Source organism: Halostagnicola bangensis (assembly GCF_054653435.1).
In genome coordinates this window covers 2,613,973-2,634,206 of record NZ_BAAIGG010000002.1, presented here as the reverse complement: position 1 = coordinate 2,634,206, position 20,234 = coordinate 2,613,973, and the positions used below count along the sequence as shown (strand labels likewise).

The 20,234-nt window shown below is 63.1% G+C and carries 20 protein-coding genes; 10 read left to right on the top strand and 10 right to left on the bottom strand.

Features of this window, described 5'->3' with window-relative positions:
- The first annotated feature begins 186 nt into the window (after positions 1-186).
- Complete coding sequence (locus tag ACYQ14_RS14885) at positions 187-1,752, top strand: replication factor C large subunit (RefSeq protein WP_459889190.1); 1,566 nt, start codon at positions 187-189, stop codon at positions 1,750-1,752.
- Between the two features lie 60 nt (positions 1,753-1,812).
- Positions 1,813-2,010, top strand: a complete 198-nt coding sequence (locus tag ACYQ14_RS14880) for a hypothetical protein (RefSeq protein ID WP_459889189.1) — start codon at positions 1,813-1,815, stop codon at positions 2,008-2,010.
- Between the two features lie 45 nt (positions 2,011-2,055).
- On the opposite strand, the gene bioD is transcribed toward ACYQ14_RS14880, so the two are convergent.
- Positions 2,056-2,745, bottom strand: a complete 690-nt coding sequence (gene bioD, locus ACYQ14_RS14875; RefSeq protein ID WP_459889188.1) for a dethiobiotin synthase — start codon at positions 2,743-2,745, stop codon at positions 2,056-2,058.
- A gap of 134 nt (positions 2,746-2,879) precedes the next feature.
- Complete coding sequence (locus ACYQ14_RS14870; RefSeq protein WP_459889187.1) at positions 2,880-4,121, bottom strand: aminotransferase class I/II-fold pyridoxal phosphate-dependent enzyme; 1,242 nt, start codon at positions 4,119-4,121, stop codon at positions 2,880-2,882.
- A gap of 123 nt (positions 4,122-4,244) precedes the next feature.
- Between ACYQ14_RS14870 and ACYQ14_RS14865 the strand changes: the two genes are divergently transcribed.
- Complete coding sequence (locus ACYQ14_RS14865) at positions 4,245-5,468, top strand: lactate racemase domain-containing protein (RefSeq protein ID WP_459889186.1); 1,224 nt, start codon at positions 4,245-4,247, stop codon at positions 5,466-5,468.
- 100 nt (positions 5,469-5,568) lie between these two features.
- Entirely contained in the window at positions 5,569-6,717 is a 1,149-nt protein-coding gene (locus tag ACYQ14_RS14860; protein ID WP_459889185.1) for an NAD-binding protein, read from the top strand.
- On the opposite strand, the gene ACYQ14_RS14855 is transcribed toward ACYQ14_RS14860, so the two are convergent.
- The 3 genes from ACYQ14_RS14855 to ACYQ14_RS14845 all read right to left on the bottom strand — a co-directional run bounded on the left by ACYQ14_RS14855 (position 6,681) and on the right by ACYQ14_RS14845 (position 8,844).
- Positions 6,681-7,658 (bottom strand): AIR synthase family protein, encoded by a 978-nt coding sequence (locus ACYQ14_RS14855; protein ID WP_459889184.1) that lies wholly within the window; start codon positions 7,656-7,658, stop codon positions 6,681-6,683. The two genes, ACYQ14_RS14860 and ACYQ14_RS14855, sit on opposite strands and share 37 nt — an antisense overlap.
- 170 nt (positions 7,659-7,828) lie before the next feature.
- On the bottom strand, positions 7,829-8,344 hold the full coding sequence (locus ACYQ14_RS14850; RefSeq protein ID WP_459889183.1) for a winged helix-turn-helix transcriptional regulator: 516 nt from the start codon (positions 8,342-8,344) through the stop codon (positions 7,829-7,831).
- Positions 8,341-8,844: a DUF7471 family protein gene (locus ACYQ14_RS14845; protein WP_459889182.1), complete on the bottom strand. Its 504-nt coding sequence runs from the start codon at positions 8,842-8,844 to the stop codon at positions 8,341-8,343. Before ACYQ14_RS14845 ends, ACYQ14_RS14850 begins: the two co-directional genes overlap by 4 nt.
- Before the next feature lie 94 nt (positions 8,845-8,938).
- Between ACYQ14_RS14845 and ACYQ14_RS14840 the strand changes: the two genes are divergently transcribed.
- Positions 8,939-9,481 carry a hypothetical protein gene (locus tag ACYQ14_RS14840; protein ID WP_459889181.1) on the top strand — a complete coding sequence of 181 codons (543 nt, stop codon included), beginning with the start codon at positions 8,939-8,941 and terminating at the stop codon, positions 9,479-9,481.
- 138 nt (positions 9,482-9,619) lie between these two features.
- A complete protein-coding gene (gene sod / locus ACYQ14_RS14835; protein ID WP_283835075.1) occupies positions 9,620-10,222 on the top strand; it encodes a superoxide dismutase [Mn] in 603 nt (200 codons plus the stop codon).
- A 68-nt stretch (positions 10,223-10,290) separates the two neighbouring features.
- On the opposite strand, the gene ACYQ14_RS14830 is transcribed toward sod, so the two are convergent.
- From ACYQ14_RS14830 to ACYQ14_RS14820, 3 genes are all read right to left on the bottom strand, one after another.
- Entirely contained in the window at positions 10,291-10,467 is a 177-nt protein-coding gene (locus tag ACYQ14_RS14830; RefSeq protein WP_459889180.1) for a hypothetical protein, read from the bottom strand.
- A gap of 131 nt (positions 10,468-10,598) precedes the next feature.
- Complete coding sequence (locus tag ACYQ14_RS14825) at positions 10,599-11,609, bottom strand: TIGR04024 family LLM class F420-dependent oxidoreductase (protein ID WP_459890083.1); 1,011 nt, start codon at positions 11,607-11,609, stop codon at positions 10,599-10,601.
- Positions 11,610-11,632: 23 nt separating this feature from the next.
- The gene (locus ACYQ14_RS14820) at positions 11,633-12,409 is read right to left on the bottom strand and encodes an SDR family NAD(P)-dependent oxidoreductase (protein ID WP_459889179.1); all 777 of its coding nucleotides are present in this window, start codon (positions 12,407-12,409) and stop codon (positions 11,633-11,635) included.
- A gap of 358 nt (positions 12,410-12,767) precedes the next feature.
- Between ACYQ14_RS14820 and ACYQ14_RS14815 the strand changes: the two genes are divergently transcribed.
- From ACYQ14_RS14815 to ACYQ14_RS14800, 4 genes are all read left to right on the top strand, one after another.
- Positions 12,768-13,976, top strand: a complete 1,209-nt coding sequence (locus tag ACYQ14_RS14815; protein ID WP_459889178.1) for an alpha-hydroxy-acid oxidizing protein — start codon at positions 12,768-12,770, stop codon at positions 13,974-13,976.
- 31 nt (positions 13,977-14,007) lie between these two features.
- Entirely contained in the window at positions 14,008-14,733 is a 726-nt protein-coding gene (locus tag ACYQ14_RS14810) for an HAD family hydrolase (RefSeq protein ID WP_459890081.1), read from the top strand.
- 258 nt (positions 14,734-14,991) lie between these two features.
- Positions 14,992-16,053, top strand: coding sequence for a phosphotransferase family protein (locus tag ACYQ14_RS14805; RefSeq protein WP_459889177.1), 1,062 nt, complete (start codon positions 14,992-14,994; stop codon positions 16,051-16,053).
- 141 nt (positions 16,054-16,194) lie between these two features.
- Positions 16,195-18,153: a 3-hydroxyacyl-CoA dehydrogenase/enoyl-CoA hydratase family protein gene (locus tag ACYQ14_RS14800; protein ID WP_459889176.1), complete on the top strand. Its 1,959-nt coding sequence runs from the start codon at positions 16,195-16,197 to the stop codon at positions 18,151-18,153.
- 70 nt (positions 18,154-18,223) lie between these two features.
- On the opposite strand, the gene ACYQ14_RS14795 is transcribed toward ACYQ14_RS14800, so the two are convergent.
- Together ACYQ14_RS14795 and ACYQ14_RS14790 are read right to left on the bottom strand one after the other, a co-directional pair.
- Positions 18,224-18,739, bottom strand: coding sequence for an Lrp/AsnC family transcriptional regulator (locus ACYQ14_RS14795; protein WP_459889175.1), 516 nt, complete (start codon positions 18,737-18,739; stop codon positions 18,224-18,226).
- 98 nt (positions 18,740-18,837) lie between these two features.
- Positions 18,838-19,977 (bottom strand): acyl-CoA dehydrogenase family protein, encoded by a 1,140-nt coding sequence (locus tag ACYQ14_RS14790; protein WP_459889174.1) that lies wholly within the window; start codon positions 19,975-19,977, stop codon positions 18,838-18,840.
- Positions 19,978-20,234: the final 257 nt, after the last annotated feature.

The following is a 20,234-nucleotide window of genomic DNA, read 5'->3' as shown; positions in this document are numbered from 1 at the left end:
TAGACACTTGTTACAATAATAGAGGAGAGAATGTCGTTTCGGAGTGGACGTATCGCTCTCGTTGACAGCGATAGAATCGTCCTCAGCGAGGATGTGGACGAAGACATCTTCCGCTTCGACCTGAAAACAGTCCTCGAGGAGTGACGCTCCGCAACCACTAAACGCGGCTCACTCCTATCACGACCAATGAGTGATTGGACCGAAACGTACCGGCCGACGACGCTTTCGGAGGTGCGTGGGAACAACAAGGCTCGCGACCAACTCGAGGAGTGGGCCGAGACTTGGGACGACCACCGCGACGCCGTTATCGTCCACGGCAGTCCCGGCGTCGGCAAGACCTCCGCGGCACACGCGCTGGCCAACGATATGGGCTGGCCGGTGATGGAACTCAACGCGAGCGACGACAGACAGGCCGACGTCATCGAACGGATCGCCGGCGAAGCGGCCAAAAGCGGGACGCTCACGGCCGGAGAGACGGGGCGGCGGCTCGTCATTTTAGACGAGGCCGACAACTTCCATGGCAACGCGGACTACGGCGGCTCTCGAGAGGTTACTCGAGTCGTCAAGGACGCCGAGCAGCCGATCGTCCTCGTGGCCAACGAGTTCTACGAGATGAGCCAGTCGCTTCGCAACTCCTGTGAGACGATCGAGTTCCGGGACGTCTCGACGCGCTCGATCATTCCAGTTCTGCGAGATATCTGTCGCCGAGAGGGGATTGAATTCGACGAGGACGCGCTGAAAGCGATCGCCGACTCGACCAGCGGCGACCTGCGCTCTGCGGTCAACGATCTTCAGGCCGTCGCCGAGGAGACGGATCGACTCACCGTCGAGGACGTGGTCACCGGCGAACGGGATACGACGGAAGGGATCTTTGACTACCTCGACGCGCTGATCAAAGAGGAAGACGCGGAAGGTGCGCTCAAATCATCGTACGACGTCGACGAGACGCCGGACGATCTTATCAACTGGATCGAGGACAACGTTCCGAAAGATTACGAGGGCGACGAACTCGCCGACGCCTACGAGTTCCTCGCCAACGCCGACCGCTGGCTCGGACGCGTCCGAGCCACTCAAGACTACTCCTACTGGCGGTACGCCTCGGACAACATGACCGCCGGCGTCGCCGCCTCGAGACAGGGATCGAAAGGCGGCTGGACCCGCTATGGCCCGCCGAGCTACTGGTCGAAGCTCGGCCGAACCCGCGGCGCTCGAGACACCCGTGATTCGATCGCCGAGCGAATCGCCGAACGCGAGGGAACGAGCGTCGGAACCGCCCGCCGGGAAATCGTCCCGTTTCTCGAGTCGATGACTCACCACTGCAAGCCTCGCGACCTGACCGTAACGATGGCGGCGGCCTACGAGCTGGACGCCGACGAAATCTCGTTCATCACCGGTAGCGGCGCGGACACGAACAAGGTCGAGTCTATCGTCGAGGACGCCGAAGAACGGACGGCAGAGGTCGCCGTCGAGCACTCCGGAACCGCCTTCGAGAACGCGGTCCGTTCGTCGGATGATGACGCCGATGGCGAAACCGGTGGCGACGAAGCAGCCGGAAGTACTGGCGATCGATCCGACGGGACTAACGGATCGAACGTCTCCGGCGGAGGATCCGACAATCAAGCGACGCTCACCGACTCGAGCGCCCAAACTGCCAGATCGGACGCGACCGAATCCGACGAGGACGACGCCCGCGAGACGATTGACGAAACCGAGACCGACGACGATCAGTCAGGCCTCAACGAGTTTTTCTAGAAGCGAACGATCCGTACAGTTACGTTCGTGCTTGGTGTGAACTCGTCTCGAGTGAGTCCCATGACATCAAGACACCCCTGTCCACTCTGTACCGACGCGTTCGAGAACGAAAGGAGGCTTACCGTCCACCTCGAGGTCGAACACAGAAAGTCCGAACTCGTGACATATCTCGTCGACGATCAGGCGACCTCGTCCGAATCAGTCACCGAGCCAGAGAACGAAACGCACATAGATACCCGTCCGACGCCGCCCCTCTGAGAGGAGTTCGACGGGTTTCTCTCGGCTACGTCTCTTGGCCCCTCTCTACTTGTCGGCATCCGGTCGGACCGGCCCTGAAATCGACCGGCGGACGCCGAGAGCCAGCTCTCGAGGCGTTTCACCTTCGAGCGGCGGAACCGTCTCCACGGGGTGGCCGGTCATCCGCTCGAGTTCCCCGACGTTCGTCCGTTCGGCGACCGTCTCGCCGCGATACTCGTTACAGATGATCGAGCGCACGTCGACACCGCGGCGCTCGAGCGCCTCGACTGTCAGTGTCGTGTGGTTCAACGTTCCGAGACCCGATCGGGTGACGACGACGGCCGGGCACTCGAGATCCGTCACGAGGTCGATCACCTCGTACCCCTCGACGAGTGGGACGTGGAGTCCGCCGACTCCCTCGAGAACGCCGATCTCGGCCGACTCGAGGGCAGAATCACACCGCTCTCGGATTTCACCATCGGACAGGTCGATGCCCGCACGTTCGGCGGCGACTCGCGGCGCGAGCGGTTCCTCGAGGTATTTAAAACAGCTCGCCGCGTCGGAATCGTCGCACGCGTTCGCCACGAACCCGGCGTCGTCGTCGGGCGGGTAGCCGGTCTGGACGGGCTTGACCGCTCGAGCGTCGATTCCGTCATCGCGAAGCGTTGCCGTCACGCCGGCCGTAATCACCGTCTTTCCGACGCCGGTATCCGTGCCGACGACCGCGATCCGTTCGTCGTCATGTTCGAGGATCATGTGTCAGTAGTGTGCTCGAAATTGTACGTCAGTAGTGTGCTCGGAATCGTTACGTCAGTAGTCGCGTACGAGGACCCCGGTCGATCATCCGCGCTGATCGGTCATCCGCGTTCGTCCGGACAATCGCGGCTCGCTCATAGCAATCCAACTTCGTTGCCGACGGTCTGGAACGCCTCGAGACAGGTGACGATATCGGCTTCGTCGTGTGCCGCTGTCGGAACGATACGAATCCGGCTCGTTCCTTCGGGAACGGTCGGCGGCCGGATCGCCGGCGCGACGATTTCCCGCTCGCGGAGGCCGGCGGCGAGGTCGAGTGCGTCCCGACGGTCGCCGATGATCACGGGTAGGATCTGCGAATCGCCGAGGATATCGAGACCGAGGGCTTCCAGTCCGTCCCGGAGGTGGGCGACGTTCTCCCAGAGCTGTTCGCGAGCGTCGCTGTGGCGAGAGACGTGCAGGGCCTCGCTCGCGGTCGCGGCCGCCGGCGGGGTCAACCCCGTTGAGAAGACGAACGAGCGCGCATCGTTGACCAGCAACTCGATCAACTCGTTGCTTCCGGCGACGTAGCCGCCCTGACTCGCGAGGGCCTTCGAGAGCGTCCCCATCTGGACGTGGACGCGATTCTCGAGCGACTCCGACTGGACGATTCCGCCGCCGTCGGCGTACAGTCCTGTCGCGTGTGCTTCGTCGACCATCACCCACGCACCGAACCGCTCGGCGGCGCTACAGATCGCCTCGAGCGGGGCGACGGTTCCGTCCATGCTGAAGACCGAATCCGTGACGATCAGCCAGGATTCGTCCGCCGCGGGCGAGCCGGCTTCTCCTGACGGCGCGGACTCCGAGGCCCGCTCGGCTCGAGCCGTCAGCTTCGCCCGCAGGTCGTCGGCGTCGCAGTGGTCGTAGATTACGACCTCGGCGTCGGAGAGGCGACTCGCGTCGATAATACTGGCGTGGTTCAACTCATCGGAGAAAATCACGTCGGGTTCAAGCGCTGTAATCGTCCCGATGTTCGCGGCGTAGCCCGACGAAAAGGTCAGCGCGCGTTCCGTTCGTTTGGTTTCTGCGAGCAACCGCTCGAGGTCGTGGTGAACGAGCGTATCGCCGGTCACGAGTCGGCTGGCACCCGCTCCGGTGCCGACGGTCGCCGCGGCCTGTCTCGCCGCGTCCTGCACGCGCTGATCGTCGGTGAGTCCGAGATAGTTGTTCGACGCGAACACCAGCGCCTCCTCGGACTCGAGTACCGGGAGGTTGCCGCCCGAGGGTTCTGCAAAGTACCCTCGCTCGGCGACTCTATCGACGGGCGAAAGCGCCCGCTTCAAGTCGTTCGCCTCGCGTTGACGGAGGCGTGTTTCCAACTCGAACCCACGGTCTACCATCTACGTGGATGGTGACCGCCCCACGGTTTTACTTTCACGGTTCGACGCCGTCGAACCAGTTCGTGGCGATTTGCAGGCCTGCGGACCACAGCGACTTTCTTTGACGGCGTTTGAAAGAAGATTATGAACCTCTCGCTCGGAACGGAGACGATCGAGCTCCGACTGCCCGAGTGTGACGTCTCGGTCGCCACGCCGTCCGGAATCGACACTGTCGACGTTCGTACGGCCGCAGATCGGGCGCTCCAAAACCCACACGGCGCGCCACTCGAGTCGCGCGTCGCTCCCGACGACGACGTCGCGATCGTCGTTACCGACGGCACTCGAACGGTCCCCGACGACGTGCTTCTCTCCGCCCTTCTCGAGCGACTGGCAGATCACGGCATCGCTCGAGAACGGGTTACCGTCGTCGTCGGTCTCGGGCTCCACCGGCCGATGACCGAGGCGGAGATCGATGCGATGCTCGGCCAGCACGCTGACCTCGCGGTGAACCACGATCCGGATGACATCGTGACGGTCGGAGCCGTCGACGGCTGTCCGGTCGAAATCGGCACGCCGGTCGCAGAGGCGGACTCGATCCTCTCGACGGGCGTCGTCGAACCCCACCAGTACGCGGGGTTTAGCGGCGGCGCAAAAACCGTCGCGATCGGTGCTGGAAGCGAGTCGCTGATCCGCTATACGCACGGTCCCGAGATGCTCGCCCGAGACGGCGTTCGGCTCGGACGCATCGACGGGAACCCGTTCCGAAACGCGCTCGACCGCGCGGGCGACCTCGCCGAAATCGACTTCTGTCTCAACCTGACCCACGGCCCGAACGGCGTCCTCGGCGTCGCGGCCGGCGATCACCGGGCGATCGTGCGGGAACTCGCAACCGTCGCTCGCGACGCCCTCTCCGTTCCCGTCGGTGACGAGTTCGACGCCGTCGTCTGCGGCGTCGGCGCGCCGAAGGACGCGAACCTCTATCAGGCGACCCGAGCCGCCACCTACGTCGCGCTGGGCGATCGGAATCCCCTGCAACCCGGCGGGAAACTAGTTATCCCCGCCGAACTTCCGGAAGGCGCGGGAGCGGGTGACGGCGAAAAGCGGTTCTATCGACGGCTTCGGACCGCACCCGACGCGGAAACGTTGTACGAGGAGATGCGACGGGGCTATCAGCCCGGGGCGCAGCGAGCGTTCGTGGTCGCTCGAGTGCTCCGCGAGCACGACATCACCGTAGCGAACAGCACCTCGCCGGCGGTCGTCGAGGACTGTCTGATGAGCGCTCGAGCGGACGTAGCCGATGCCGTCGAACCCGGCAGCGACGTGCTCGTCGTCCCCGACGCGTTGAACACGCTGCTCGTCGAGGGGTAGTTCGGCGCTCCGAACGAGCGAGCGCGCCGAGGTAGGTGGGGTCATTGCAAGCGGCGAGTGCCGCTCCCATTTTATCGCTACGGGCGTGGTGGAAACGCCCATGCTCGAGCGAATCCGTTCACATCGGCCGCAGGGCCGTGTCGCCGTCTGGCTCGTCACGGCCATCGCGTTGCTCTCGATCGCGACCGGCGTCGTCGCAATCATCACCGCCCCGACCGTCCAAGCGAGCGGGTTCTGGGGCGACCTGCAGGCGATTTCGGAGTTCAGCGGAACCGTCCTCGGGTTCGCTCTGCTGGTCACGGCCTGGGGAATGTACCGCGGCTATCGGCTCGCCTACGTCGCGGCCGGGGCGCTCGTCCTCCTCGCCGCGGTTCACGGGATCGCCCAATCGCGGCTCCTCTCGGTCCCGCTCGTCGTCCTCTCGCTGGGTGGGCTGATCGTCCTCGTCCTCACAAGTAGTCGGTTTACCCGCTCAACGTCGCTTGGCGCGACTCAACTCGGAACGCTGATCGCCATCATCGGCGTGTTCTCGTACGGAACCGCCGGGTCGTACGCGCTTCGCGCCCAGTTCGACGAGTTAAACACCGTGCTCGACGCCGTCTACTTCACGTTCGTCACCTCGAGTACGGTCGGCTACGGGGACATCCACCCGTTGACCGAGGGTGCGCGGCTGTTCGCCATCTCGCTCATCGTCCTCGGACCGACGACCGTCGGGTTGACTGTCGGCTCCCTTATCGGCCCCGAAATCGAAAACCGGCTCTCGAGAACCGGCCGTCGAGCGAAAGCACCGAATCGAGGTGACGGACGCGACAGAATCGTCGTCCTGGGGTACGACGATCTGACCGAATCCCTCGTCGACGGCCTCGAGAATCACGCGGACGTCTGCGTCGTTAGCACCGATGAGGCGGTCACGAGCAAGTTCGAGAACCGATCCATCGGCATCGTCGCCGGCGATCCGGCGGACGAAGCGGCACTCGAGCGGGCGAACGTAGCCGAGGCGACCGCTCTCCTGGTCGCGACGGCGGACGACGCCCAGAACAGTTACGCCGTGATCACCGCGAGGGAGCTAACCGACGCTCGGATCGTCGTCTGCACCGAGGACGGAAACCCGGACGCTCTCGAGAAAGCCGGCGCCGACGTTGTCGTCGATCCCGGAGAACTACTGGCGAACGCCATCGTCGGCGACGCGGCCCGCTCGAGTTCGCACGCCGATCACTCCGCCGTGTCGACGGCCGACCACAGCGGATAAAGATCGTCTTCGACGGGGTTCGTGATCGTCTCGTCGCCGAGGCGGAGTTCGGGTCGATCGACCGCCTCCCGCACGGTCCCGATCACCGCGGCCTCGATCCCCGCGCCCGACAGCGCATCGAGACAGGCCTGGAGGTCGTCGTCGGGAACCGTCGCGACCAACGCTCCCGATCCGAAGATCCGGAGCGGGTCGACGCCCGCGGCCGCACAGAGGGCGGCCGTCTCCTCGCGGACCGGGACGGCGTCGCGGTCGATATCGAGCCGACACTCCGACGCTCTCGCAACCTCGAGCAGTCCGGCGGCGACGCCGCCCTCCGTCGGGTCGTGCATGGCCGTCGCGTACTCGCGGACGAGCCTGGCGTCCGGAACGACGCTAATCTCCTCGAGAAACGCCTCGGCTCGCTCGCAGGCGGCCGCGTCCACCTCGAGGTCGTCGCCGAAATCGGCGGCGAGAATCGCCGTTCCCTCGAGCCCCGCCGCCTTCGTCAAGACGACCCTATCGCCGGGTTCCGCCCCGCCCGTCGGAACGAACGCCTCGGTCGATCCCATCGCGGTGAGCGAGACGAGCGGGCGATCCAGCGCGTCGACGTACTCGGAGTGGCCGCCGACGATCGACGCGCCGACCGCCTGGGCCGCCGCATCGAGATCGCGACTGATCGGCTCGAGATCGGTTTCCTCGGGAAGCATGACGACCGCGGTGAGCCACCGCGGATCGGCACCGGAGGCCGCGACGTCGTTGCACGCGACGTGAACGCCGAGCGTGCCGACCTGCGAGGCCGCGAGCGAAATCGGATCGGAGCTCACAACGAGGGTGCCGCCCGGCCAGTCGATCGCGGCGGCGTCTTCGCCGTCGGCGGGCCCCTGCGTGACGGTCTCGTCGGCCGCGCCCGTCCGATCGAAGACGTGCTCGAGCAGATCTGATGGACTTACTTTCCCGGGCATACCTACGTCTGGGTCTATCGGCGGTTTGTAGCTGTCGGCTCCGATCGCGGACCCGTCCGACTGGGGCCACGGAAACGAGTGCCTATCAGAAGACTAACTTCAGAAGGTCATTTTCGGTGCAACCGCAGGATAGTCACAGTTGTACCGGTAAATCGTTACAGCGGATCGTCTCACTCCTCATCGAGCAAGGAGTCAACCAGTCGCTCGAAGCGGTCGACCAGTCGCGTGCCGGGCGCCGGTGAAATCGCCTCGAGCAGGGCCGCCGTCTCCGAGGGACGTGCCAGTGAGAGCGAAACCCGATTACCGCGGACATACTCGCGCTCGACGACGCCGCAATCTTCTAAATGAGAGAGGTGGTGCTCGAGCGTGCTTCGCGGAACATCGAGCGCGTCGGTCAGTTCTCCCGGGCTGGCGATTTCTCGAGAATAGAGCGTCGTGGCAACGGCACCGGCGGTCTCCCGTCGGAGGACGGCGACGGCGTCGCGTTCCCACTCGTCGTACTCGGGCGGGTAATAGTGCGTTCGACCGAACCGCTCGTGTCGAATCACTCGGTCGTCGTCGATCAGTCGCCGAACGTGATACTGGATCTGTCCCGGTGCGAGCGAGAGATCACGCACGAGGGCATTGAAGTGGATACCTGGGCTAGTTCCGATTTCGTCCTCGATTCGTACTCTAGTTTCGTTCATTTGTCCTCGTTCGGTGGTTTCCTCTCAGCGTTCGACTCCGTCTCGAGGGTGCCGACGGAAAGCACCGCAGCGATCAAGAATCCCGCAATAACGACGTCGAGCAAGTGCTCGATCGTGTGATGGAGCCCCATCGGAACGTGGCCGAGAACCGTCCCAGCACCCACGATCGGGCGCAATACGAGCGCCCCTAACGCGGCCGTAATTAACAGGTACGGAAGCGACCTCCGGCGGCGAAACGCCGTCGCGGCCAACGCGAACACGATCAAGGCACCGATCGCAGAAATTGCCAACAACAGCGCCAGATGCCAGTCGACCTCGCCCGATCCGATCGAACTCTCGAGGACGACCGTTTCCGGACGAACGGAACGGGCCGGCCCCGGATCCCGGCCACCTATCGACGGAAGGCTCGAGCCGTCCAAGATCCAGCGGCTCGACTCGGCGAAGACCGATCGAGCCAAATGAGTGGACGAGGGGACAGCCACGTCCGAAACCGGTTGCATACACCACCGTTACGAGCGAAGGGTCTTTTCGCTCTCGCTTTTTCGGCGTTCGTACCAAAACCAGTTTACTCACTGACTATGTGCTATCGGTACAATGGAACGACTATCGGTACTTCTCGGCGCTGCCGTCGTGCTCGCCGGCTTTTCGGCATTTGCACATCTCATTATCGGATTCGAAGGCCTCCTCGGATCGGTCGCGGACGGCGCACTGAGCGTCGTTCCGATACTGTTCATCGTCAGCGCCGTGCTCGTCGTCGCTCTCCTCGTTTCCCTCGCTCGAGGGACGCTCGCCCCGCCGACGGTCTATCTGGCGGGTGGCGTGCTCATGGTCTTACATCTGTTCGCCTACGCCGATGTCCACGCGTTAGGGTACTTCGAGACGGCGACCGGTGTCGACATGCACGATCACGGGGGCGGTGACGGCCATGATCACAACGGCGACGACCACAGTCACGACGGGGATGGTCACGATCACAACGGCGACGACGGTCACGACCACAATGGAGACGATCACGACGGCGCCGCCCACGAGGTCGTGATCGATCACCTGCGAGAGGACGTGACCGCACTTTCGACGAAGGTCGCAGAAACCGGCGCTGCAATCGCGTTCTTTGCCCTGTACGCTCTCGAGCGATAATAGCGAGTCAGACACGCTCGAGGAGGATTTTTGCGGAGTTGTAGATCGCTCACTGCAGGAGCGACATCGAGCTTACAAAAACGAATTTCAGGGAATCCTTATCTCGAGTTCGCCCCTTCGAACAGCTGGTAACAACCGATGACTGACTACGAACTCGATCCGCTTCCGTACGACTACGACGCGCTCGAACCGCACCTCTCCGAACAGGTCCTCACGTGGCATCACGACACCCACCATCAGGGCTACGTCAACGGCTGGAACAGCGCCGAGGAAACCCTCGAGGCGAACCGCGAAGATGGCGACTTCTCCTCTTCGGCCGGCGCACTCCGGAACGTCACCCACAACGGCTCCGGCCACGTCCTTCACGACCTGTTCTGGCAGAATATGTCGCCCGAGGGCGGCGACGAGCCGACCGGAGAACTCGCCGACCGTATCGCCGACGATTTCGGTTCCTACGACGCCTGGAAGGGGGAATTCGAAGCCGCCGCGTCCGCAGCTGGCGGCTGGGCGTTGCTCGTCTACGACAGCTTCTCGAATCAGCTTCGCAACGTCGTCGTCGACAAGCACGACCAGGGAGCGCTCTGGGGAAGCCACCCGATCCTCGCGCTCGACGTCTGGGAGCACTCCTACTACCACGATTATGGCCCAGCGCGCGGCGACTTCGTCGAGAACTTCTTCGAAGTCGTCGACTGGGAGGAGCCGTCCGATCGCTACGAGCAAGCCGTCGAACAGTTCGAATAGCACTCGTCCGGAGCACGATTTTTGTCGGAAGACCTCTCCGAACTCGAAGCACTGGCGCGGCGGTTCGTTCAGGGATGAACGATGTACCCGCTCGTCTCGAGCGACTCGATCACGCCTTCGGGCGCTGCGACGTCTTCCCCGCTCGAGGCCGCGAACTCGAGTTCGTTCTCGCCGATCACGTCGAATCGGTAATCTGTCCCCTCGTGATCGACGACGACCCGCGTATCCTCGACTGTAATGTCCATGTAAATCGGGGCACCCTACACCGATCGGCGTGTTAAACGTGGGGCGGAGGAGAGCGGTCGGGGCGGGGTTCGATTCGTTCACAATGCGAGACGAGCCGAGTCGAGAAGGAGGTCGAGATCGAACGCGGGCCTCAGTTCGAACGCTCTTCGGGGGCGAGCGCCGACATCGTCTCGCGAACGTCGTCTTCGCTCGCGCCGCGGGGAAAACTCACTGCGACGGAGTCGACGCCCTCGAGCGACTCGAACGCCGCCAGGTTATCTCGAGCTGTCTCGCGGTCGCCCGCGGCACAGAGGTCGTCGAGCAGGTCGTCGTCGAGCGCCGCTGTCGCGCGCTCGCGGTCGCCTTCCTGCCACGCATCGTGGATCGTCTCGGCCTGGTCGTAGCCCTGTCGAGCGAGCGAGTCCCGATAGTAGGTTCCCATGCCGCCGACGTAGAAGGCGGCGTGCTGACGGGCGAGTTCCCGCGCCCGCTCAGCATCGTCGAGGACACAGCAGGTCACGCCGACCGTCACCCGTACGTCCTCGAGCGAGCGGTCGCCGAGGTCGACGCCGCGTTCGAGGTCCTCGAGTCTGTCGTCCATGCCACTCGCCGTGAACATGATCGCGTGCCAGCCGTCGGCGAACCGGCCGGCGAGTTCGACGGCTTTCGGACCCATGCCGGTCACTTCGACCGGCGGCGTTCGCTCCGGGGGCTCGCTTCGAAGTTTGAACCCCGACAGCGAGAAACACTCGCCGTCGTACTCGACCGGGTCCCCCGAGAGCACCTGCCGGATCACGTCGACGTACTCTCGAGTGCGCCGAAGCGGCTCGTCGAACTCGACGCCGTGCCAGTTCTCGATGACGATTGGGCCGCTCGGCCCGATGCCGAGCCGGAATCGGCCGTCCGAAACCTCCTGTAACGTGGCCGCGGTCTGTCCCAGAAGTGCGGGCGAGCGCGAGTAGGTGTTGACAATGCTCGAGCCGAGATCGATGGTCTCGGTTCGTTCGGCGATCGATGTGAGCACCGTCACTGCGTCGCGTCCCCACGTCTCGGGTAACCACGCGCAGTCGTAGCCGCCGTCTTCGGCCAGTTGTGCGTATTCGACGAGCGAGTCGACGCTCGGCTGTGCCGCCACCGGGAGGTGAACGTCTCGAGCGGTCATCGTTCGATGTCCCACTCGAGAGCTCATACGTCCGGCGATTCCTCGACTCTCGGAACGCCTTTCACGGTCAGCGTCTCGCCGACGAGATACGACGCCGCCGGGCTCGCGAGGAACTGCGCGACGTCGGCGATTTCCTCGACGGTTCCGATCTGCCGGTCGACCTCAGAGCGGTCGATCGAGTCCGCAGAGACGCCCATCTGACTCTCGACGCCGGGCGTGGCGACGAAGCCGGGTGCGATACAGTTGACTCGAACGTCGTCGCCGGCCCACTCGGCGGACAGCGACGTCGTCAAGTTGATGACGGCCGCCTTGGCCGCGCCGTAGTGGCTCATGTACGCCGACCCCTTCTGGCCCGCGACGCTCGCGAGGTTGATGACCGAGCCGCCGCCCTCTTTGAGGTGTGCGGCGGCGGCATGGGTGCAGTGGTAGGTTCCGTTAATGTTGATGTCGATGATGGTCTCCCAGCCGTTCGGGCTGATGTCGTCGAAGCCGGCCATGAACGACGCCCCGGCGTTGTTCACCAGCACGTCGAGTCCGCCGAACTCCTCAACGGTCGTCTCGACGAGCGCCTCGACGGCGTCGCGGTCGGTCACGTCACACTCCACGGCGACGGCCTCGCCCGGCCGATCGCTGTCGATGATTCCCTCAGCGACCGGATCGACGTTGTCCTGTTCGCGCGAGCAGATCACGACGTCGACGCCGTCGGCCGCGAACGATTCCGCGATCGCCTTCCCGATCCCGCTCGAGGCACCCGTTACGATCGCAACGGCCCCGTCGACGCTGAACTGGTCGGTACTCATCGGTGCTCACCTTCTCGAGTCAGTACTGTCTGTGACTGTGTTATTACCATTGTTAGCATCGAGATGAAATACGAAGACACTGTTAATAAAGATGAGGATGGATACCCTATCGTTAAGTACATCACATTCCTTGTCACAGTCACGCATACGCGGGGGCCCGTCCATCGAGATGGGTGGAAACGACGGGTCAAGAGCCGGGTCGGACGCACTCGGATACCAAACCCAGATGACCCGAAACAACCCATCTACGACCCGAAACAGCCCACACGGCCCGAAACAGCCCACACGGCCCGAAACAGCCCACACGGCCCGAAACAGCCACACAACCCAGTCCAGCTCTCGTCCACGGGAGGAACACATGTCAGACGACAACACATCAGCAGATCAGACGCAGTACGGACCGGACCGACAGGAAGCGATCTATCGGAGCGGGATGCTCCGAAACGAGTTACCGGAGTATCCGGTCTCCTTCGAGGACTTAGAGCAACGGGCCCTCGAGGAGCTCGACAACGAGGCAGCCGCCTACGTGGCAGGCGGAGCCGGCTCGGAATCAACGATGGAGGCCAACGACCGGGCGTTCGACGAGTGGCAAATCGTTCCCCGAATGCTCCGTGACATCGCCGAGCGCGACCTCTCGCTCGAGCTGTTCGACACGGAGCTTCCCGCACCGGTCTTGCTTGCGCCCATCGGCGTCCAGGGGATCTTGCACGACGAGGCCGAACTCGCCGTTGCACGCGCGGTGAGCGAGTTCGATATCCCCTTCGTCTGTAGCTCTGTCGCTTCTTACACGTTCGAAGCCGTCGCGGACGAACTCGGCGACTCGCCGGGCTGGTTCCAACTCTACTGGAGCTCCGACAGAAACGTCGCCGCGAGCTTCATAGAGCGGGCCGAAGACGCGGGCTACGAGGCCATCGTCGTCACGCTCGACACGCCCAAGATGGGCTGGCGCGAGCGCGACATCGAACTCGGCTACCTCCCCTTCCTCGAGGGCGAAGGCGTCACGAACTACTTCGAGGATCCCGCGTTTTGCGACCGGATCGACGGCGAGCCCGAACACAACCTCGTCGAGGCGCTCGAGTCCTTCACCGACTGCTTCGGCAACCCGTCGTTGACGTGGGACGACCTCGAGTTCATCCAGGAGCAGACGGATCTGCCGATTATCCTCAAGGGAATTCTCCACCCGGACGACGCGCGCGAGGCCGTCGCTCGCGGCGTCGACGGGATCGTGGTCTCGAACCACGGCGGTCGCCAGATCGATGGCGCGATTCCCGCCCTCGAGGCGCTTCCGGAGGTCGTCGAGGCCGTCGACGGAACGGTTCCGATCCTCTTCGACAGCGGAATTCGGCGGGGCAGCGACGCGTTCCGCGCGCTCGCGCTGGGTGCCGACGCCGTACTCCTCGGACGACCCTACGCCTACGGACTCGCGGTCGGTGGCGAGGACGGCGTCCGGTCGGTGCTCGGGAACTTCCTCGCGGATCTGGACCTAACCGTCGGACTCGCCGGCTGTCGAACGCTCGAGGAGATCGATCGCTCGACGATCCGACGACGTGAACGGGGTCGGCGATGAACGGATGTGACCGGTCGTGAGCGGCCTCGAGATGAGCGGCGTCGACGACCGAGACGCCGATCCGGAACGAGCGCCGACGGAGTGGGGCGCCGTCTTCTGGGACATCGGCGGCGTGATCCTCGACCTCGAGTCGGTGCAGGCGGCCCACGCCTCGTTCGTCGCCGGCCTCGTCGACCGGTACGATCTCGAGATGGGACGAGAACGGGCACTCGAGACGTGGCGGACGACCGTCGGAGACTACTTCCGCGACCGAGACGGGACGGCGTTTCGCTCGGCTCGGGAGGGCTACGCCCGCGCTGTCGAGGAACTCGTCGGTAAGGACGTTCCTCGAGACGAGTGGAAGCCGACCTTCGAAGCGGCTGTAAGCGAGTCCATCGAGCCGGTTCTCGGCGCTCCTGAGGCCATCGAGCGACTCGCCGAGCGGGATCTCCACGTCGGCGTCATCAGCGATGTCGACGACGCCGAAGGGAAACGGATGCTCGAGCGCTTCAGCGTTCGGTCGCAGTTCGACTCGATCACGACCTCGGAGGAGGTCGGCCGGACCAAACCCGATCCGGCCATGTTCGAGACCGCGCTCGAGAAAGCCGGCGTTTCTCCCGAACGGTCGCTCATGATCGGCGATCGGTACGAACACGACGTAAAGGGGGCCGCCGAGGCGGGACTGCACGGCGTCGCGTTCGGCGCGGACGAGGGCCCCGCCGTCTCGTACCGGATCGAAGACCCCCTGGAGGTGCTTGATATTGTCGATGGTGCGTGAACATTTTCGACGCTTCCGACGCTTCCGACGCTTTCGACGCTTTCGACGCTTTCGACGCTCTCGGTTGGCGTCCACAGGAGCGACCGCACCGTCGGGACACTCGAAGTTCCACATACCAAAACATTGTAAGATATTACTCTCGTCGAAACTATTTTCGTTAACCAGCCGAACAGTAGCGAACACACCTATGTCGAACGGGATCGAAGCGAACGACGAGCGTTCGTCTACGAACGGCGATAAAAGGACCGGCGGGAGGCCATGAGCGACGAGTACTACGAACGCCTCGTCGACGAGGATGCGCTGGCGGCGTTTCTGGACGACAATCTCGAGTCGGTCGAGGAGTACGAAGTCCGCCGACACCGCGAGGGCCACTCGAACGAGACGCTGTTCGTCACGTGGGGCGAGCGGGAACTGGTCATCCGGCGGCCGCCGCCGGGCGAAACCGCGGATACGGCCCACGACGTGCTCCGGGAGTATCAGGTGACGAACGCCGTCGCCTACACCGATATTCCCGTTCCGGAGCCGCTTTTCGCGTGCGAGGATCACGACATCATCGGAAGCGACTTCTACGTAATGGAACGGCTCGAGGGTGACGTCCTTCGGGAGGACGAACCCGAGCGCTTTGCGAACCTCGACGCTCGAGCCCGGATCGGCGAGGAACTCGTCGACACGCTGGCGACGATCCACGACCTGGAGTACAAATCGGTTGGTCTCGGCGAGTTCGGACGGCCAGCCGGCTACACCCAGCGACAGGTCGATCGCTGGGGCCAGCAACTTATGTGGGCCTTCGACGTGACCGCCGAGGAACGCGAAGTGCCAGACCTGTATGACGTCGGCGAGTGGCTTCAGGAGAACGTTCCCGAAGAACACCCGCACACGCTCGTCCACGGCGACTACAAGCTCGATAACGTGATGTTCGGTCCGGGCGAGACGCCCGAGCTGGTCGGCGTCTTCGACTGGGAGATGGCAACCCTCGGCGATCCGCGCGCGGATCTGGGCTGGATGCTTTCGTACTGGCGCGATTCGAAGGATCCCGAGCCGTCCATTCCGGAATTGACGACTCGCTTTATGGAACGCGAGGGGTACTCGAGTCGCCGCGAACTGGTCGATCGCTGGGAGTCCCAGACCGGCTACAGATTCGCGAACGATCGGTTCTATCGTGCACTCGCAGTTTACAAACTCGCTGGTCTCGGAGAGATGTTCTTCCGGCGCTACCTCGAGGGCAACAGCGACGATCCGATGTACCCGAAAATGGAAGATCGGGTGCCGGCGCTGGCCGCTCGAGCCAAACGGATCATCAACGGAGAGGAGCCGCTGTAGCGGGTTCACAGTTCACTAATATATTACGACGTTCGTTCATTTTTCGTGGCCGAATACGATCTGTGGCGATGCTCGAATACTCCTTAACATTGGTAAGGTCCGTTCGGAGGAATTAAGGGAGTATCGACCGACACGATAACTATGTCATACGGAACCATCGACCGCGTCGCCGTCTTGGGCGCAGGAAACATGGGTCATGGGATCACCGAAGTCACCGCGATGGCCGGCTACGACGTCACCATGCGGGACATCGAGGATGACCTCGTCGACGGCGGATACGAGCAGATCGAGTGGAGCCTCGAGAAACTCGAGGAAAAAGACCGACTCGACGAGCCCGCGGCGGCCGTCCTCGATCGAATCGAGACGACCACCGACCTCGACGAGGCCGTCTCCGACGCCGATCTGGTTATCGAGGCCGCCCCCGAGAACCTCGAGTTGAAACACGACATCTTCGCCGACCTCGAGGAGTTAACCGACGAGGACACCCTGCTCGCGTCGAACACCTCGAGTCTGCCGATCAGCGACATCGCGGAGGTCCTCGAGACGCCGGAACGGGTGCTCGGGCTTCACTTTTTCAACCCGCCGGTGAAGATGGACCTCGTCGAGGTCATCTACGGCGAACGGACGACCGACGAGGTCGCAGAAGCCGGCTACGAGTGGGTCGAATCGATCGACAAGACGCCGATCTACGTTCGGAAAGACGTCCGCGGCTTCGTCGTCAACACCGTCCTCGGCCCCTTCGGCGGCGAAGCGGCGTGGATGGTTTCCGAAGACGAAGCGACGATCCGCGAAGCCGATGCGGCGATGGTCCACCAGCGAGGGTACCCGATGGGGCCGTTCGAACTCGCTGACCTGACAGGCATCGACGTGGGCTATCACGTCCGGAAGGAAGGCGGCGATCCGATTCCGCCGATCATCGAACAGAAGGTCGAAAACGAGAATCTCGGTCAGAAGACTGGCGAGGGATTTTACAACTATGAAGACGGCAACGGAGCCGACTACGAACCGGGCGACGGCGAAGGGTTCGACACGCTCCGGATCGAGGCTCGTCTCGCTAATCGTGCCGCGTACATCGTCAGCGAGGACGTCTCGACGCCCGAGGAAGTCGACATCGGCGTCCGACTCGGACTCGGCTTTCCCGAGGGAATCTGCCGCCGCGCGGACAAGATTGGCATCGACACCATTCTAGAGAAACTCGAGACTTTACAGGAAGAGACCGGCTCGGATCGCTTTGAACCGCATCCGTATCTCGAGGAACTCGTCGAAGAGGGACGGACCGGCGAAGACGCCGGGGCGGGCTTTTACGAGTACGATACCGACGAGGGCGGCCTCGATTCGTATCACGACATCAACGTCGACCTCGAGGACGGCGTGTTGCAGATCGAACTCGATCGTCCGTCGCGGATGAACGCTCTCTCGGAGGACCTGCTCGGCGAGATCGACGACCTCTTCTCGAGCGTCGACACCGATGACGTTCGCTGTGTAACGATCGAAGGGGCGGGCGACCGCGCCTTCAGCGCTGGCGCGGACATCTCCGGGTTCAGCAGTACGAAGCCGACTGATATGATGCAGGTGACGCCGGCATTCGAAACCGTCAACGACTTTCCGCGACCCGTCATCGCCAAGATCGACGGCTTCTGTCTCGGCGGCGGGCTCGAGCTTGCACTCGCGTGCGACCTGCGCCTCGCGACCGAACGCTCGCAGTTCGGCGCACCCGAGATCGGTCTCGGTCTGATCCCCGGCGGCGGGGGCACCCAGCGACTCATGCGTATCCTCGGGGAGACTCGAGCGAAAGAGCTCGTCTTCCGCGGCTCGCACATCGACGCCGAACGGGCCCAGGATTGGGGCCTGATCAACCGCACAGTCGATCGCGAGGCGTTCGACGACATCGTCGAGGAGTTCGTGAGCGACCTACGAAACGGCCCGCCGATCGGCCTCGAGGTCGCCAAGAAGGTGATGAACGAGGGCGAGGACGCGAGCATGGAGGCCGCCCTCGCGATGGAGAGTCAGGGCTTTGGCCTCCTGATCAGCACGGACGACGTGATGGAAGGGACGATGGCCTTCGCGGAGGATCGAGAGCCCGAGTTCGAAGGAGAGTAGTCGGAAACGGGCGGAAAAACGGTTCCGTTTCGAACGCGCCGTTGCTCTCGCGTCGGCTCTGAACGCGTCGTTACTCCTCGCGGAGGTCCTCGTAGATCCGCGGATCGGTTCGGAACTTGAGGACGTTGTGGACCGCGGAGTTCCGGATGTTCGCAATGACGCCGCCGTAGTCCTTGTAGCACTCGTGAATCCACCGAGAGACTTCCTGGCGATCCCGGAACATCATCACGGTTTTCCACTGGTACTCGCCATCCGAGAGGAAGAAAAACAGCGTGTGCTTGTCCTCGCGGATGTACTCCATTGCCTCCTGCCAGCTCTCGGCGAAGTGTTCGGTGTTGAACTTGAACTCGAACAGCGCGAAGATGTAGTACTCCTCGTTCGGGATAATCGCCTCCCGAAAGACGCCTTCGTCGCGCATTCGACGGATCGACTCGCTGACGGTGACGTGTGAGACCTCGATATCGTACTCCGATGCCAGGACGTCGGTCAACTCTCGAGAGGAAAGTTGCGGGTCGTCCGCAAGTTCACAGAGAATTGCGATATCGCGGTCTTTGAAGTCCCAGTTCGGGGGCTCGTCTTCAGTCATATCGGCTTGTTTCGAGTCATCTCACCTGTGCGTTTCGATCAGGAACTCGAGTTATCAATCTTAGTATCTGTTCTCGGAGGTTTCGTTTGAGTCGACCGCTACAGAAGGTTATCGGCAATAATGTTCTTCTGGATCTCGCTGGTCCCCTCGTAGATCTTGGTAATTCGGGCGTCGCGGTAGTAGCGCTCGGCGGGGTAGTCGGAGACGTATCCGGAGCCACCGTGGACCTGAATCGACTCGTCTGCAACCTCGACGGCGTGCTCGCTCGCGAACAGCTTCGCCATGCTCGCGAACTTCGCGGCCATCTCCTCATCGCCCTCCATCGCACAGCTAGCCGCCCGATAGGTGAGCGAGCGGGCCGCCTCGACGTTGGTCGCCATCTCCGCGAGTTTGTGTTCAATCGCCTGAAACTCCGAAATCGGTTGGCCGAACTGTTCGCGTTCTCCCGCGTACTCGAGGGCGGCGTCGAGTGCGGCCTGTGCGGTGCCGACCGCCTGGGCCGCGACGTTGATTCGGCCCGACGCAAAGAACTCCATGAGCTGGTAGAACCCGCGGTTTTCGGTTCCGACGACGTTCTCCTCGGGGACGAAGACGTCGTCGAAGATGAGTTCGGCCAGATCGGACGCGCGGATGCCCAGTTTGTTGTCGATCTTCTCCGCGGCGAACCCGTCCGTATCGGTCGGCACGAGCAGCGCGGAGATTCCTTTGTGCCCTTCGCCGGGGTCTGTCTTGACCATCACGACGGCGACGTCGGCGACGGTGCCGTTCGTGATCCACATTTTGTTGCCGTTGATCACGAAGCCGTCGTCGGTCCGTTCTGCGGTCGTCTCGATCCCCGCGACGTTCGAGCCGTGTGCGGGTTCGCTGATCGCGCTCGCACAGGCGGATTCACCGGAGGCGATAGCCGGAAGCCACTCCTCTTTCATCCACTCGTCGCCGAACTCGTCGATCATCGTCGCGCCGAACGCTCGGCTCCCGATGGCGCTCCCGATACCTGGATCCGCGCGCCAGAGTTCTTCGGTGACGACGACGCCCGAGAGGAGGTCCATCCCCGCGCCGCCGTAGTCGATCGGGATGCTCGTTCCGACGAGATCCAGTTCGGCCGCCTTCTGGACGAGTTCTGCCGGATACTTCCCGTTCTCGTCGTGCTCTCGAGCGACCGGTTCGATCTCTTCTTTCCCGAATTCCCTGACGCTGTTTCGGATCGCGCGCTGTTCGTCCGTCAGTTGAAAGGACATACCACACACTCGCTTTCCAACGAAAAGTATTTTTGGGTATTTATTAGTTACGTTAAACTACAGTAGTATTTTGAGAATGAGTGGTAGCACAATTCCGAGAGCGAGAGATTGCAATAGTATTCCCAGCTGTATGGTCTTTCCAGCTACCCCGGCTTTGCTACCGTGGTGTTGTCCGCTCTACCAGTCCTGATAGTATCCGTGAAGCTGTTCGTGGTACTACTCTGGTGGAACTATCCCTAACTGCACTATCGGCCGTC

Coding starts and splice junctions, on each gene's coding strand:
- ACYQ14_RS14830 (WP_459889180.1), bottom strand. CDS start 10,467: ATGGACATTACAGTCGAGGATACGCGGGTCGTCGTCGATCACGAGGGG.
- ACYQ14_RS14815 (WP_459889178.1), top strand. CDS start 12,768: ATGTCAGACGACAACACATCAGCAGATCAGACGCAGTACGGACCGGAC.
- bioD (WP_459889188.1), bottom strand. CDS start 2,745: ATGATCCTCGAACATGACGACGAACGGATCGCGGTCGTCGGCACGGAT.
- ACYQ14_RS14795 (WP_459889175.1), bottom strand. CDS start 18,739: ATGACTGAAGACGAGCCCCCGAACTGGGACTTCAAAGACCGCGATATC.
- ACYQ14_RS14885 (WP_459889190.1), top strand. CDS start 187: ATGAGTGATTGGACCGAAACGTACCGGCCGACGACGCTTTCGGAGGTG.
- ACYQ14_RS14870 (WP_459889187.1), bottom strand. CDS start 4,121: ATGGTAGACCGTGGGTTCGAGTTGGAAACACGCCTCCGTCAACGCGAG.
- sod (WP_283835075.1), top strand. CDS start 9,620: ATGACTGACTACGAACTCGATCCGCTTCCGTACGACTACGACGCGCTC.
- ACYQ14_RS14800 (WP_459889176.1), top strand. CDS start 16,195: ATGTCATACGGAACCATCGACCGCGTCGCCGTCTTGGGCGCAGGAAAC.
- ACYQ14_RS14805 (WP_459889177.1), top strand. CDS start 14,992: ATGAGCGACGAGTACTACGAACGCCTCGTCGACGAGGATGCGCTGGCG.
- ACYQ14_RS14880 (WP_459889189.1), top strand. CDS start 1,813: ATGACATCAAGACACCCCTGTCCACTCTGTACCGACGCGTTCGAGAAC.
- ACYQ14_RS14845 (WP_459889182.1), bottom strand. CDS start 8,844: ATGCAACCGGTTTCGGACGTGGCTGTCCCCTCGTCCACTCATTTGGCT.
- ACYQ14_RS14820 (WP_459889179.1), bottom strand. CDS start 12,409: ATGAGTACCGACCAGTTCAGCGTCGACGGGGCCGTTGCGATCGTAACG.
- ACYQ14_RS14860 (WP_459889185.1), top strand. CDS start 5,569: ATGCTCGAGCGAATCCGTTCACATCGGCCGCAGGGCCGTGTCGCCGTC.
- ACYQ14_RS14855 (WP_459889184.1), bottom strand. CDS start 7,658: ATGCCCGGGAAAGTAAGTCCATCAGATCTGCTCGAGCACGTCTTCGAT.
- ACYQ14_RS14865 (WP_459889186.1), top strand. CDS start 4,245: ATGAACCTCTCGCTCGGAACGGAGACGATCGAGCTCCGACTGCCCGAG.
- ACYQ14_RS14790 (WP_459889174.1), bottom strand. CDS start 19,977: ATGTCCTTTCAACTGACGGACGAACAGCGCGCGATCCGAAACAGCGTC.
- ACYQ14_RS14850 (WP_459889183.1), bottom strand. CDS start 8,344: ATGAACGAAACTAGAGTACGAATCGAGGACGAAATCGGAACTAGCCCA.
- ACYQ14_RS14810 (WP_459890081.1), top strand. CDS start 14,008: ATGAGCGGCGTCGACGACCGAGACGCCGATCCGGAACGAGCGCCGACG.
- ACYQ14_RS14825 (WP_459890083.1), bottom strand. CDS start 11,609: ATGACCGCTCGAGACGTTCACCTCCCGGTGGCGGCACAGCCGAGCGTC.
- ACYQ14_RS14840 (WP_459889181.1), top strand. CDS start 8,939: ATGGAACGACTATCGGTACTTCTCGGCGCTGCCGTCGTGCTCGCCGGC.